Here is a 14079-nt window from a genome sequence, read left to right as displayed (position 1 = left end):
GATGGAACGGACATGACGAGCGGTGTGCGCTGGACCTTCGGATCGCTGCTCGGCGGCGCGGCGCTGACCGCGGCGGGCGGCCTAGGCCTGTCCTTCTATGCCGACCGGATCGCGCGCGAGGCGGAGCGGCTGGTGCCGCAGGACGGACGCCACATGCAGGTGCCGGGTGCACGCCTGCACTACGTCGATCGCGGCAGCGGCCCGGCGATCGTCATGATCCACGGCCTTGGTGGGCAGCTGCGCAATTTCAGCTACGGGATGCTCGACATCCTCAGCGCCGATCATCGCGTCATCCTGGTCGACCGGCCGGGCTCCGGCTATTCGACCGCCGACGACGACGGCGAACCGTCGATCGCCGAACAGGGCGCGATGATCGGCCGCCTGATCGAGACGCTGGGCCTCGACCGGCCGCTGCTGGTCGGCCATTCGCTGGGTGGTGCGCTGTCGCTGTCGCTGGCGCTGGAGCGGCCGGACCTGGTGCGCGGCCTTGCCCTGATCGCGCCGCTCACCCAGTCGCAGGACGAGGTGCCGGAGGCGTTCCGCGCGCTCACCGCGATTCCGCCATCGCTGCGTCGGCTGGTGGCACAAACGATCGGCACGCCGCTCACCCGCCTGACCCGCGAGCGCAGCTTGCAGGCGGTGTTCGCGCCCGAACTGCCACCCGCCGACTTCGCGACGCGCGGCGGCGGTGCGTTGGCCCAGCGGCCGAGCGCGATCGCCGCCGCCGCCGCGGACCTCGCCGCCGCAGGCGCCGAAATCGGCGGGATCGCGGCGCGCTATGCCGACCTTGCGGTCCCGGTCGCCATTCTCTTCGGCCGCGACGATGCGATCCTTGCACCGGCACTGCACGGCCACCGCAGCGCCAATGAGATTCCTGGCGCTCGAATCGAGGTGATCGAAGGCGGCCACATGATCCCCGTCACCGCGCCCGCGGCGACCGCTCGCTTCGTCGCCGAGGCCTCCGCCGGCTTCGCCTAGAGCGGGGTAAGCTCCGCCGCATAGCGCCGCGCATTGGCGACATAGGTCGCGGCCGACAGGCGCAGACCGGCGATCTCCGCCTCGGTAAGCGGGCGCGCCACCCGCGCCGGGCTGCCGACGATCATCGATCCGTCGGGGAAGGCCTTGCCCTCCGTCACCAGCGCATTGGCGCCCACGATCGAATCGGCACCGATCGTCGCGCGGTTGAGGATCGTCGCGCCCATGCCGATCAGGCTGTTGTCGCCGATGGTCGCACCATGGACGATCGCGCGATGCCCGATGGTCACGCCGCGGCCGATGGTCGTCGGTACGCCGGGATCGGCATGGACGATCGCGCCGTCCTGCACGTTGCTGTCGGCGCCGATCACGATCGGATCGTTGTCGCCGCGCAGCACCGCACCGAACCACACCGAGGCCCGTTCGCCGAGCACGACCCGGCCGATGACGTGCGCGCCCGGCGCCACGAAGGCATCGGCCGCGATGCGCGGCACAACATCGCCCAGCGTGTAACCGGTCATACGCCGTAATCTCCCGCGTCCCCACGGAAAAACCAATCTGAGCAATGTTCCGAAGCGGGCATACTTAACTTCCTTTTTACCGGTGTCGGTCCATTGTGGATGCAGATGCCCGCAATGGTGCGCACATCCGGTTCGTCCGGGCAGGCGCGTCAACGGCTCGTCACCTGCCTCCTCGTCAAAGGACACGACGATGCTTTCCTGGTTCGTAAAGAATGCGCCGATCCGCACCAAGTTCAAGGTTCTGCTCGTCGCGCAGACCGCTCTGGCCGGCGGCGGCGTCGCCACCACCTACTTCGCCGAATCGAGCCCGCCGGGATCGGGGGAAATCTATACGGGCATCGCAGCGATGTTCGCCGTGCTCACCGCCGCGCTGATCGCCTTTGCCGGCAAGATGATCTGCGATCCCTACGTCAACACCGTGGTGCGCATGGAGGGGCTGGCGCAAGGCGACCTCGAATCGCCCATCAACTACACCGAATATCGCGACTGCGTCGGCCGCATGACCCGCGCGATGGAAGTCTTCCGCAGCAATGCCGAGACGGTGGCCCGTGCCAACGAAGCGCAGACGGTGATCGTGACAGCATTGGGCGAGGGCCTGACCCGTCTTGCCGCAAGCGATCTCAGCTACCGTATCGAACAGCCGTTCCCGGCCGATTACGAGCGCCTGCGCGCCGACTACAACCGCGCACTCGACGCCGTCGCCGAGACGATGAGCGCAGTGACCGAGGCGACGAGCGGCATCAACAACGGCGCAACCGACATCCGTCAGGCGTCCGACGACCTGTCGCAGCGCACCGAGCAGCAGGCGGCGAGCCTGGAGGAAACCGCCGCGGCGATGGACGAGATCACCTCCACCGTCCGCAAGACCGCCGAAGGCGCGATCCGCGCCAACAGCGTGGTCGAGGAGGCGCGGATCGAGGCCGAGCAATCGGGCAACGTCGTGCGCCGTGCCGTCGACGCGATGAGCGGGATCGAGCGTTCGTCGAACGAGATTTCCGAGATCATCTCGGTCATCGACGGCATCGCCTTCCAGACCAATCTGCTGGCGCTGAATGCAGGCGTCGAGGCGGCACGCGCGGGCGATGCCGGCAAGGGCTTCGCCGTCGTCGCCTCCGAGGTGCGCGCCTTGGCGCAACGCTCCGCCGAGGCGGCCAAGGACGTCAAGACGCGCATCACCGCTTCCTCCGAACAGGTCGACGCCGGCGTCGAACTGGTCAGCGAGACGGGCAAGGCGCTGGACCGCATCATCGTGCGGATCAGCGAGATCAGCACGCTGGTCGCGCAGATCGCCACGGCCGCCGAGCATCAGGCGACTGGCCTCCAGCAGGTCAACGTCGCGGTCAGCGAGATGGACGGCGTGACGCAGCAGAATGCCGCGATGGTAGAGGAAGCCACTGCCGCCGCACGCAGCCTGTCGGCCGAGGCCGACGAACTCGCCCGCCAGGTCGCCCGCTTCAAGATCGCCGCAGGCAGTGAGGCGCCCCGTACCGGATCGGTCGTCCACCAGTTGCAGAACCGCGCCGCCGATGCCGGTCGCCGCATCGCCCGTGCTGCCCGGCGCAGCACCGGAGGCGGGGCTGCTGCGGTCGCCGCCGACGATTGGTCGGAATTCTGAACGGCTGACGTCCTGCGCGCATCGACCCGATGATCGATTCGCGTTCCAGCGACCTCTTACCAGGAAAGGCGGCACCCGTGCGATACAACGACAATGACCGGCATCGGCGCGCGTGCCGCCCCGCCACGCACCCGACCCGCCGTCGCACCGGGCGGTTCATGCGCCGGCCCGGCTGCTACAACCCTCTGATTACACTCAATTCGGTTGCTCAACGCGTCGTTAAGCAGCCGCGGCAATTTTCGCGCTCCATGGACCGGGCGGACCTCTTCCGCGGGTCGTGGATGGAGACGTTGCCGATGTTCAGCTGGTTCGAGAAGCATGCGCCGATCCGTGTGAAATTCCGCACGCTGGCGATGGTGCAGGGCGCGCTCGGCGCGATCCCGGTCGGCATCACCGCCGGTGCCGCCACCGGCGTGATCCACACCGCGCCACTGATCGATATCGGCGTATCGGCGCTGACCGTGGCGACGATGGTCGGCACCACCCTGTTCGCCGGGCGCATCGTCTGCCGTCCCTATGTCGACACCGTGGTGCGCATGGAAGCGCTGGCCGCGGGCGATCTCGACGGCCCGATCGCGCATACCGACAACCGCGACTGCGTCGGCCGGATGACCACCGCCATGGCGATCTTCCGCCGCAACATGGAAGAAGCGAACACCGCCGAGGCGCAGCGTGCCATGGCCGCCGCGCTCGCCGAAGGACTGGGCGAACTTGCGCAAGGCAACCTCACCTTCCGCATCTCAGCCGATTTCCCTGCGGAATTCGCCGGGCTGCGCAACGATTTCAACGGTGCGATGGACGCGATGATGGCCGCTGTCGCCGCGGTCAATCAGGCGGCCGCCAGCATCAACACCGGCTCGACCGACATCCTCCAGGCCTCCGACGATTTGTCGCAGCGCACTGAGCAGCAGGCCGCGAGCCTGGAGGAAACCGCCGCGGCGATGGACGAGATCACCGCCACCGTCCGCCAGACCGCGGCCAGCGCCACCCGCGCCAACGGCGTCGTCGCCGAAGCGCGCGGCGAGGCGGAACAATCGGGCGAGGTCGTCGCGCGCGCGGTCGATGCGATGGGCGGCATCGAACGATCCTCCAACGAAATCTCCGAGATCATCTCGGTCATCGACGGCATCGCCTTCCAGACCAACCTGCTCGCATTGAACGCAGGCGTCGAGGCGGCGCGGGCGGGTGACGCGGGCAAGGGCTTCGCCGTCGTCGCCTCCGAAGTGCGCGCACTGGCGCAGCGCTCCGCGGAAGCCGCCAAGGACGTGAAGACACGCATCACCGCGTCGGCCGAGCAGGTCGATGCCGGCGTCGAGCTGGTCAGCGAAACCGGCAAGGCGCTGCAACGACTGATCGGTCGCTTCGGCGACATCAGTGCGCTGGTGTCGCAGATCGCCACCGCCGCCGAACAGCAGGCGACCGGGCTGCAACAGGTCAACACCGCCGTCGGCGAGATGGACGGGGTGACGCAGCAGAACGCCGCCATGGTCGAACAGGCGACCGCCGCCGCCCGCGCATTGTCAGCCGAGGCCGATGCGCTCGCCGGGCAGATGGCGCGCTTCCGCACCGACCGTCGCGCGCCGACCGCCGCACCCGCCAACACCGTCCACCGCCTGCAACAGCGCGCTGCCGACGCCGGCCGCCGCATCGCCGCCCAATCGCGCGGGGCGGGCCGCCGCACCGGCAACACCGCCCTGGCCGTCGCCACCGACGACTGGTCGGAATTCTGATCCGCCGCTTCTCCCGAGGAACCACCGCCGCCATGCCGCACCCGCTTCCCCCCACGCTCGATACGACCGCCGCCGGTCCGCTGCGCCATGCGCTGCTCGCCCGTATCGAGCATGGCGAGCCGCTGCATCTCGACGGCGCGGAGGTGACGCGCATAGGCCAGGCGTGCCTGCAAGTGCTGGCGAGTGCCCGCGCCACCGCGGCGACGCGCGGACTCGCCTTCCGCCTCGACGCGCGCAGTGATGCGCTCGCCCGCATGGTGACGCTGGCCGGGCTCGATGCGGCGCTCGCCCCCGTGGCTGGCGCCTGAAAGGACCGACGATGAACCTCGACGAGATCCAGCAGATCTTCTTTCAGGAATGCGACGAAGGCCTCGCCACGATGGAGGCGAGCTTCGCGAGCGTGCGCCAGAACGGCCACGATCACGAGACGATCAACACCATCTTCCGCTCGGTGCATTCGATCAAGGGCGGCGCGGGCGCGTTCGGTCACGAGCGGTTGCAGGCCTATACCCACGAATATGAGACGCTGCTGGACCTGGTCCGCAACGGCACGCTGTCGCTGACCTCCGACCTGCTCGGCACGATCGTCGGCGCCTTCGACATGCTGTCCGACCATGTCGCCGCCGCGCGCGACGGCGGCGAGCCGCCGGCGGACGCGGCGATGCTGGCGCGGCTGGTGGCCGCCTCGACGCCGGCCGAACCGGTGCTGGTCATCCTCGACGACCTGCCGTCCGCGGCCCCCGTCGCCGCCGGCCTCGACGATTTCGACGACCTGTTCGCGCTGTGCGAGGCGCCGGCGCCGGCTGCGCCGGACGGCGACTGGCAGGTCACCTTCGTTCCCGGCCCGGATGCGCTGGAGAATGGCGGCGATCCGCTTCTGCTGCTGCGCGAACTGACGATGCTGGAGGGCGAGGTGATCGCCGTCGACCTCGCCGCGCTGCCGACGCTGGACGACCTGCATCCCGAATGCTCGTATCTCGGCTGGACCGCGATCGTGCCCGCTGCCGTCGCCGAGGACGACATTCGCGCGATCTTCGAATTCATGGGCGCGTGCGACCTCACCATCACCCGCCTCGGCGCACCGGCCGTGGCGGCGGACGACCTGCTCGTCGATCTGCTCGATGCCGCCGAAGCGGTGATCGCCGAGCCGGTAGCGGTCACAGCCGCGCCGGCATCGGCCCCGGTCGCGACCGTGATCCCCGCCGAACCCACTGCGCCGCGCACGCCAGCCCCGGCGGCGGTGCAGACGATCCGCGTCGACCTCGACAAGCTCGACCGGCTGGTGAACCTCGTCGGCGAACTCGTCATCACGCAGGCGATGTTGGCACAGCGTTTGTCCGAACATGCACTGGGCGGAATCAGCGAGCTCACCGACCTCGATCACCTGACGCGCGAGTTGCAGGAATCGACCATGGCGATCCGCGCGCAGCCGATGAAGACGGTGTTCAGCCGCGTGCCACGCATCATCCGCGAGCTGGAGGTAGAAACCGGCAAGCGCGTCCGCCTGGATATCGTCGGCGAGATGACGGAGGTCGACAAGACCGTCGTCGAGCGCATCGGCGAACCGCTGACCCACCTGATCCGCAACGCCGTCGACCACGGCCTGGAAACGCCGGCCGATCGCCTCGCCGCGGGCAAGGCCGAGGAGGGCGTCGTCACCTTGTCGGCGGCGCATCATTCCGGACGCATCGTCATCACCGTCGCCGACGACGGCCGCGGCATCGACCGCAAGCGGGTGCGCGCCAAGGCGATCGAGCGCGGCATCATTGCCGCCGATGCGATCCTGTCGGACGAGGAAACCGACAACCTCATCTTCGCCCCCGGCTTCTCCACCGCGGCGACCGTGTCCAACATCTCCGGCCGCGGCGTCGGCATGGACGTGGTGCGCAAGAACGTGCAGGCGCTGGGCGGCCGGATCGGCATCAGCTCGAACCTCGGTTCGGGATCCAGCTTCGCGCTGTCGCTGCCGCTGACGCTCGCCGTGCTCGACGGCATGATCGTCACCGTCGGCGACCAGACCTTCGTCATCCCGCTGGGCCATATCGTCGAGAGCCTGCGGCCGAGCGACGACGGCGTGAAGGTGCTCGGCCCCACCGCCTCGCTGCTCGACGTGCGCGGGTCGTACGTGCCGGTCCACCGCGTCGCCGAACAGCTCGGCATCCACGGGGCACAGACCGATCCCGCGCAGGCCGTGCTGATCGTCGTCGAATCCGACACCGGTCAGGCGGTGCTGATGGTCGATTCGATCCAGGACCAGCGCCAGGTGGTGGTGAAGAGCCTGGAGGCGAATTACGAGGCGATCCCGGGCCTTGCCGGCGCCACCATCCTCGGCGACGGGCGTGTCGCGCTGATCCTCGACGTCGATGCGCTGATCTCGCGCTGGCGGCGCGATCCGCGGCTGGCCGCGGCACCGCTAGGGCTCGCCGCATGACCGCCGCGCGCATGGTGGCGAACCGGCCTACCGAATTCCGCTTCGACGCCGCCGATCACGCCGCGATCAGCGCCTTCGTCTATGAGGAAGCCGGCATCCTGATGCCGCCCGGCAAGATGCAATTGGTCTACGGCCGGCTGGCGCCGCGCGTACGGGCGCAAGGCCTGACGAATTTCGCCGATTACATCGCGCTGATCGATCGCGACGACGACGAGCGCACGCAGGCGATCGACGCGCTGACCACCAATCACACCAGCTTTTTCCGCGAATCGCATCATTTCGACCATTTCCTCGAACATGCCTGGCCCGCGCTCGACCAGCGGCTGGCGGCGCGCGGCAAGGTGCGGCTGTGGTCGGCCGCCTGTTCGAGCGGCGAGGAGCCTTATTCCCTGCTGATGGCGATGTTCGGCAAGGAGCGCGGCAACGGCCAGCGGCTCGCCCGCACCGACCTGCGCGTGCTCGCCACCGACCTGTCGACCGAGATCCTCGCCGCCGCCAAGGCCGGCCGCTACGCGCTCGATACCGCCTCCGGCGTCCCCCAGTCGCTGCGCAGCACCTGGATGGCGCGCGTCGGCGATCAGGCGGAGGTGCATCCGCTGGTCCGCGAACGCGTCGCCTTCCGCAAGCTGAACCTGCTGGAGGCATGGCCGATCCGCGGGACATTCGACGCGATCTTCTGTCGCAACGTCATGATCTATTTCGACGATCCGACGAAGGAACGGTTGCAGAGCCGCCTCGCCGACCATCTCGCGCCCGGCGGGTTCCTCTACATCGGTCATTCCGAGCGGCTGGCGGCATCGGTTGCCCCCCGCTTCGCCTGCGTCGGCCGCACCACGTTCCAGAAGGTGGCGGCATGAGCGTGCGAGCCCTGGTCGTCGACGATTCGCCGACGATGCGCGCGATGGTCGCGCACAGCCTGTCGCAGGACACCGAGATCGAGGTCGTCGGCACCGCCGACGGGCCGCACAGCGCGCGCGAGATGATCAAGGCGCTCAACCCCGACGTCATCACCCTCGACGTCGAGATGCCTGGGATGAACGGCCTCGACTTCCTCGACAAGATCATGCGCCTGCGCCCGATGCCGGTGGTGATGCTGTCGACGCTGACCGGCCGGGGGGCGGATGCGACGATCCGCGCGCTCGAACTGGGCGCGTTCGACTGCTACGAAAAGCCGGCGCGCGCGTTCGGCGAGGGGCTGGGCGAAGATCTCGCACGGCTGGTCAAGGCGGCGGCGCGGAGCCGGGTACGTGCGCGTCACGCTCCCGCGGCGCCGCGTGCCCCCGCCAATTATACGCCGCGTGCCGATGCGATGATCGCGATCGGTTCGTCGACCGGCGGCGTCGAGGCGCTGATCGAGCTGCTGTCCGGCTTTCCCGCCAATTGCCCGCCGACGGTGATCGTGCAGCATATGCCCGAAAGCTTCGTCCCGACCTTCGCTGCGCGGCTCGACCGGCTGTCGGCGCCACGCGTCGGCGTCGCCCGGGCGGGTACGCCGCTGGGGTCGGGCCAGGTGCTGGTCGCGCCCGGCGGATCGCAGCACCTCGAAATCACCGGCGGCACGCTGCGCCGCTGCCGCCTCGTTGCCGACGAGAAGATGAGCGGCCATCGCCCCTCGGTGGACCGGATGTTCCTGTCGGTCGCACGCTGGGCCGGCGCCTCGGCAGTGGGTGCGATCCTCACCGGCATGGGCGCCGATGGCGCGCTGGGCCTCAAGAGCATGAAGGAGGCAGGCGCGATGACGATCGGCCAGGATGAGGACAGCTGCGTGGTCTATGGCATGCCCGCCGCCGCCAAGCAGATCGGCGCGGTCACCGCGCAGCTGCCGCTGTCACGCATCGCGGCGCGCCTGCTGCAGGAGTGCCGGGCATGAGCGCCCTGCCCCGCGCCGCCGACGGCCTCGTCCGCGTCACCATCATGCAGGGCGAGACCAAGGTGTCGGACGACCCCGGCGTCGTCCTGACCACGGTGCTCGGCAGTTGTATCTCCGCCTGCCTCTACGATCCGGTCGCCAAGGTCGGCGGGCTCAACCACTTCCTGCTCGCCGAGCCGGGCAGCGGCGAAACCGATGTGCGCTCGCTCCAGCGCTACGGCGTCTATGCGATGGAAGTGCTCATCAACGCGATGATGGCGATGGGCGCGACGCGATCCAATCTGAAGGCCCGCATCTATGGCGGCGCCAGCTTGCGCGACGGCTTCCGCGATATCGGCGCGACCAACGCGTTGTTCGCGCGCCGCTTCCTGCGCGACGAACGCATCGCGCTGGTCGGCGAGGATGTCGGCGGGCATGGCGCGCGCCGCGTCGAATTCCGCCCGACCCTGGGCCTCGCCCGCTGCCGGATCGCCAGCGAGCGCCCGCCCGAACGCCCGCGCATCGTGCTGGCTCCCGCCCCTGCCGCCGACACCTCCGGCGACGTCGAGTTCTTCTGATGACCCCGATCCCCAACGAAGGAAACCCCGTGTCCAGCACGATCATGACCGTCGACGATTCGCCCAGCATGCGCATGCTGCTGAAGGCGGCGCTGACCGATCTCGGCTACAAGGTGCTGGAGGCCGAGGATGGCGTTCAGGCGCTCGAACGCCTGGGCGGCGCGGAACCGGACCTGCTCATCACCGACATCAATATGCCGCGCCTCGACGGCTTCGGCCTGATCGAGCGGGTGCGCGAACAGGACCGGCATCGCAACCTGCCGATCCTGGTGCTGACCACCGAAAGCTCCGACGAGAAGAAGCAGCGCGCGCGATCCGCGGGCGCGACCGGCTGGATCGTCAAACCCTTCCACCCCGACAAGCTGGCCGCGGCGATCCGCCGCGTGCTGCACTGAGGAGAGCCGCCCATGTCCCGTCAGCTCATCACCTTCCAGATCGGCGAGCAGGTGCTCGGCGTCGACATCATGGCGATCCGCGAGATCCGCGCCTGGTCGCCGGCGACGCCGCTGCCCAACGTGCCGCCGCATGTCCGCGGCGTCGTCAACCTGCGCGGCGTCGTGTTGCCGGTGCTCGACCTCAGCCATCGTCTGGGCTGGGGGATGACCGATCCGTCGTCGCGCCACGTCATCATCGTCGTGCGGATCGGCGAGCAGTTGCAGGGCCTGATCGTCGATGCCGTCAACGACATCGTCACCGTGCCCGACGACGGCATGCAGCCGCTGCCCGATATCGGCGAAACGCCGGCGGCGAACTTCCTCGAAGGCCTGGCGACGATCGACCAGCGGCTGATCCTGGTGCTGGCGCTGGAACGCCTGGCCGAAGGATCGTCGTCGCTGGCCGATGCCGCCTGACCCATCGTCTTCACACTCCAAGGATTTCAAGGCCATGGCCGCCCCGGTAAAGGTTCTCGTCGTCGATGATTCGCTCACCATGCGCGCCCTGCTGTCGGGCGCACTGGAGCGGATTCCCGGTGTGGTCGTCGTCGGTTCCGCCGACGGTGCCGACGAAGCGCGCAGCATGCGCGAGCAATTGCATCCCGACGTCATGACGCTGGATGTCGAGATGCCGGGGATGAGCGGCCTCGAATATCTCGCCGAGATGATGGACAAGAAGCCGATGCCCGTCATCATGTTCTCCACCCGCACCGAAGCGGGGGCGGAGGCATCGGTGGAGGCGTTGCGCCTGGGCGCGATCGATTGCTTCCCCAAGCCCAAGGTCGCGGTGGCGGCGGAATTCGACAAGATCCTCGCCAAGCTGGGTAAACGGATCAAGGCCGCCAAGGGCGCGGTGGTGAAGGGGGCCGCGACGGCCAAGGCGGTCGCCGCGCCGCCGATGGACTGGAACGGCCGCATCCTCGCCATCGGCGGCGAGGCGGCGGCGACGCAGAGCCTGTTCGACCTGTTCGGCAGCTTTCCCGCCAATTGTCCGCCGACGGTGGTGGTGCAGCATCTGGGGCCGGGCCTCGCCGGCACGATGATCGACAAGCTGGCCGCGGAGATCGCGCCGCGCATCGTCCTCGCCGAAGACGGCATGGCGGTGGAACAGGGCACGATCTACCTGGCGCCGCCGGGCGACCACCATGTCGCGCTGGACACCTGGCCGGGCGGGCGGCTGCGGTTGCTGCCGCGCGACCCCGTGGCGGGCGAGCGGCCGTCGATCTCCATTCTGTTCGCCTCGGTCGCCAAGGCAGCGGGGGCGGAGGCGGTCGGCCTGCTGCTCGGGGCGGACGGCGAGGATGGTGATGCCGGCATCCGTGCGTTGCAGGCCGGCGGCGGCTATTGCCTCGTTCAGGCGGAAGACCGGGCACAAGGCTTCGTCCTCTCCCGCCGCATGGCGACCCAGCCGGTGCCGGGCGACCAGTTGGCCCGCAGCCTTCTGAAACTGTGCAGCAAGTGAGGGCCGACGTCATCGCCGTGGACGGCGCCTGTGCGGTGGAGCCGGCACTCGCCCATGCGCTGGCTGACGAACTGGTCGGCCTGACCGGCCTGCTCGCCGACCTCGCCTTCGACCTCGCCGGCAATCCCGATACGCTGCGCCACCATATGCACAGCCTGCAAGGCGTGGATCGCATCACCCAGGCGCAACTGGCGATCGCCGAGCTGCTGCGCGCATCGACCCCGGTGGAACGGCGGCTGGAGGCCGTGACACTGGAAGAACTTGGCGCTAACTTACGTGAATCGTTCGATCGGTATCGCCGTGATGGCGTGCCGATCGGGCCGGATATCGACGACACGGCTTGATTTCGGATCGGCTCCGGTTATGCCGTGGGGCAATAACGGGAGCAACGATCACGATGGACGCCGGTTTACGCGAACAGAATGTCTCGGCCCTGCACCTCGGCGACACCGGTGGCACCACGTTCGCCGGAGCGCCTGTTCACGCCATCGTCGAAGGGCACGACGCGGCGGATGCGGAGATTGCGGTTCTGGCGCGCAGCATCGCGGCGGCCCGGCGCAAACTCGGCACCCATCTCGAAGCGTCGCTCTTCGCCAATCCCGGCCTCGACATCATGCTCTTCCTGTTCGCCGAGGGGCTGCACGGCGCGACGGTGACCACCAACGCCTGCTGCGCCGCCGCGGGCGTGCCGCGCACCACCGCGCTGCGCTGGATCAAGCTGTTGCAGGACCGCGGCCTCGTGCTCGGCAGCGACGACCTCAGCGATCGGCGGGTGACCATGCTGGCGCTGACCACCACGGGCCGGTCGACGATCCGCAGCTGGCTCACGGAGATTGTAGCGCTGCCGCTGCAACGGACGGAGTAACCGATGGCCTGACCGGGCATTCCAGCGCCTCCAGAGCCTGACTGACGAGAATAGCCGGCAGGCGGGCGTTATTCGCGTCCAGCAGGTTCAGCGCGTCGTCCAGCAACTGACATATGCACTGGCGCTCGTCGCTGTTCACGCTCATCTCCCATCCGCTGACGAACCGTGCCCGACGATTTTCGGTATCACGATCTGTATCCGTTTCGGATGGGTACAAGAAACGTTTTCGACGGGCAACAGGGATTACTTAAAAAGTATACGAATACGACGTTGATGTGTCCGCTTTCTGGACAACGGTTTGGTAAAAGGCCTTATCCGCCGGGCTACGGCACATGCAGCCGGGTAGCATCGGGCGATTAGCCGCGGACGATCGGATGGGTGCTGCGCAGATCGTCGGCGATCCGCTCCACCGTGTCGTTTTCCGCCGCCGAGCCCGTGGGCGTCACCGACCAATTGCAGTGCGGATGCGTCGCCGTATCGTAGACGCGTACGTCTCCCAGCACGAGCCGCCAGCGGCGCCGGTTGCCGCCCGCCTGCCGGATCAGCGTCGAAAGGAACAGGTCGTGGAGCGCGCCGCTGGTCATCGGCGCGCCCTATACGCCCGGACGCGCTCGCGAAAGCTCAGCTGAACCCAAGGCTCTTCGCCCAGGCGAGGAACAGTGTCGGCCACGCCTCCACCGGCTTGCCCGCCGCACGGCGCAGGCCGAAGCCATGGCCGCCCTGCGCGAACAGATGTGTCTCCACCGGAACGCGGGCCGCTTTGAGCGCGGCCCGGAACTCCAGGGTGTTGCCGACGTCGACCACCGGATCGTCCTCGGCATGGACCAGAAAGCAGGGCGGCGTTTGCGCGGTGACGTTGCGCGCCGGGCTGTGCGCAGCCTCCAGCGCGCTGGTCGGCTGGCGACCGAGCAGCAGGTCGCGCGATCCGGCATGCGCCAGCGGCCGCGTCATGGATTGCACCGCATAGATCGGCGCTGCGGCATCGGGACGCGCGCTCAGCCGATCGGCGGCATCGATCGGCGCATAGGTGCTGGCCGCCCAGCGCGTGGCGAGGTCCCCGCAGACATGCCCGCCTGCCGAAAAGCCCAGCGCCGCCACGCGATCGGGCCGGATGGCGTAACTGCGGGCACGGTGGCGGATCAGTCGCATCGCGCGTTGCGCATCGGACAGCGCTACGTCCGGCCCCGCCGCCCAGCCATCGCCGGGCAGGCGGTAGAAGAGGACGAACACGGTCCAGCCGCGCGCCGCCAGCCAGCGGCCGAGCTCATAGCCTTCCTTGTCGATGACGACGCGCGCATAGCCGCCGCCGGGGGTAACGAGCAGCGCCGATCCGTTGGCAACCGCCGGTCGAAACACCGCCAGCCGCGGTCGCACGATGCCCCGCACCGCGCGATCCGGTAGCGCCGGATCGGTGCTGCGTTCGTCGACCACCTCGACCGGCGGCACCTGGGGCATGCCGGGCGCATTGCCCGGCCACAGGTCGATCGTCTCGGCGGGATCGGGCAGGCCCGGTCCTGCGCTGCCCGCTCCCCGTGGCGCCGGGATCTGCGCACCCGCCGCCGTCCCTGTCCAGCCGGCAGCGAGCGCCGCCAGCAATGCCCCGCGCCGATCGATCATAC

16 protein-coding genes are annotated in these 14079 nt (G+C 68.9%); 13 read left to right on the top strand and 3 right to left on the bottom strand.

Translation table 11 applies throughout. The features are described from left to right. Positions 1–12 precede the first annotated feature (12 nt). A complete protein-coding gene (locus ACTZQ5_RS06990; RefSeq protein WP_443584437.1) occupies positions 13–978 on the top strand; it encodes an alpha/beta fold hydrolase in 966 nt (321 codons plus the stop codon). Here ACTZQ5_RS06990 and ACTZQ5_RS06985 read toward each other — a convergent pair. Continuing rightward, complete coding sequence (locus ACTZQ5_RS06985) at positions 975–1496, bottom strand: gamma carbonic anhydrase family protein (RefSeq protein ID WP_443584436.1); 522 nt, start codon at positions 1494–1496, stop codon at positions 975–977. The two genes, ACTZQ5_RS06990 and ACTZQ5_RS06985, sit on opposite strands and share 4 nt — an antisense overlap. A 190-nt stretch (positions 1497–1686) precedes the next feature. Between ACTZQ5_RS06985 and ACTZQ5_RS06980 the strand changes: the two genes are divergently transcribed. From ACTZQ5_RS06980 to ACTZQ5_RS06925, 12 genes are all read left to right on the top strand, one after another. Next, positions 1687–3111 carry a methyl-accepting chemotaxis protein gene (locus tag ACTZQ5_RS06980; RefSeq protein ID WP_443584435.1) on the top strand — a complete coding sequence of 475 codons (1425 nt, stop codon included), beginning with the start codon at positions 1687–1689 and terminating at the stop codon, positions 3109–3111. Between the two features lie 296 nt (positions 3112–3407). Continuing rightward, on the top strand, positions 3408–4841 hold the full coding sequence (locus tag ACTZQ5_RS06975; RefSeq protein WP_443584434.1) for a methyl-accepting chemotaxis protein: 1434 nt from the start codon (positions 3408–3410) through the stop codon (positions 4839–4841). Positions 4842–4873: 32 nt separating this feature from the next. Continuing rightward, positions 4874–5149 carry an STAS domain-containing protein gene (locus ACTZQ5_RS06970; protein ID WP_443584433.1) on the top strand — a complete coding sequence of 92 codons (276 nt, stop codon included), beginning with the start codon at positions 4874–4876 and terminating at the stop codon, positions 5147–5149. Positions 5150–5160: 11 nt separating this feature from the next. Continuing rightward, entirely contained in the window at positions 5161–7272 is a 2112-nt protein-coding gene (locus ACTZQ5_RS06965) for a chemotaxis protein CheA (protein WP_443584432.1), read from the top strand. Further along, positions 7269–8129: a CheR family methyltransferase gene (locus ACTZQ5_RS06960; protein WP_443584431.1), complete on the top strand. Its 861-nt coding sequence runs from the start codon at positions 7269–7271 to the stop codon at positions 8127–8129. The genes ACTZQ5_RS06965 and ACTZQ5_RS06960 overlap by 4 nt, the downstream gene beginning before the upstream one ends. Beyond that, complete coding sequence (locus ACTZQ5_RS06955; RefSeq protein WP_443584430.1) at positions 8126–9142, top strand: protein-glutamate methylesterase/protein-glutamine glutaminase; 1017 nt, start codon at positions 8126–8128, stop codon at positions 9140–9142. Before ACTZQ5_RS06960 ends, ACTZQ5_RS06955 begins: the two co-directional genes overlap by 4 nt. Next, the gene (locus ACTZQ5_RS06950) at positions 9139–9699 is read left to right on the top strand and encodes a chemotaxis protein CheD (protein WP_443584429.1); all 561 of its coding nucleotides are present in this window, start codon (positions 9139–9141) and stop codon (positions 9697–9699) included. Before ACTZQ5_RS06955 ends, ACTZQ5_RS06950 begins: the two co-directional genes overlap by 4 nt. A 29-nt stretch (positions 9700–9728) precedes the next feature. Next, entirely contained in the window at positions 9729–10094 is a 366-nt protein-coding gene (locus ACTZQ5_RS06945) for a response regulator (RefSeq protein ID WP_443584428.1), read from the top strand. Positions 10095–10106: 12 nt separating this feature from the next. Next, the gene (locus ACTZQ5_RS06940) at positions 10107–10550 is read left to right on the top strand and encodes a chemotaxis protein CheW (protein ID WP_443584427.1); all 444 of its coding nucleotides are present in this window, start codon (positions 10107–10109) and stop codon (positions 10548–10550) included. 34 nt (positions 10551–10584) lie between these two features. Further along, a complete protein-coding gene (locus tag ACTZQ5_RS06935; RefSeq protein WP_443584426.1) occupies positions 10585–11595 on the top strand; it encodes a chemotaxis protein CheB in 1011 nt (336 codons plus the stop codon). Beyond that, positions 11592–11939 (top strand): hypothetical protein, encoded by a 348-nt coding sequence (locus ACTZQ5_RS06930; protein ID WP_443584425.1) that lies wholly within the window; start codon positions 11592–11594, stop codon positions 11937–11939. The genes ACTZQ5_RS06935 and ACTZQ5_RS06930 overlap by 4 nt, the downstream gene beginning before the upstream one ends. Positions 11940–11992: 53 nt before the next feature. After that, a complete protein-coding gene (locus ACTZQ5_RS06925) occupies positions 11993–12460 on the top strand; it encodes a hypothetical protein (protein ID WP_443584424.1) in 468 nt (155 codons plus the stop codon). Between the two features lie 356 nt (positions 12461–12816). Here the strand turns inward: ACTZQ5_RS06925 and ACTZQ5_RS06920 are convergent, their stop codons facing one another. Further along, complete coding sequence (locus ACTZQ5_RS06920; protein ID WP_443584423.1) at positions 12817–13044, bottom strand: hypothetical protein; 228 nt, start codon at positions 13042–13044, stop codon at positions 12817–12819. Positions 13045–13081: 37 nt separating this feature from the next. Then, complete coding sequence (locus tag ACTZQ5_RS06915; RefSeq protein ID WP_443584422.1) at positions 13082–14077, bottom strand: alpha/beta hydrolase; 996 nt, start codon at positions 14075–14077, stop codon at positions 13082–13084. Positions 14078–14079: the final 2 nt, after the last annotated feature.

Source organism: Sphingomonas cellulosilytica, assembly GCF_052321755.1.
GTDB lineage: Bacteria > Pseudomonadota > Alphaproteobacteria > Sphingomonadales > Sphingomonadaceae > Sphingomonas.
The sequence above is the reverse complement of the archived record's forward strand: the minus strand, read 5'-3'. Positions and strand labels throughout refer to the sequence as shown.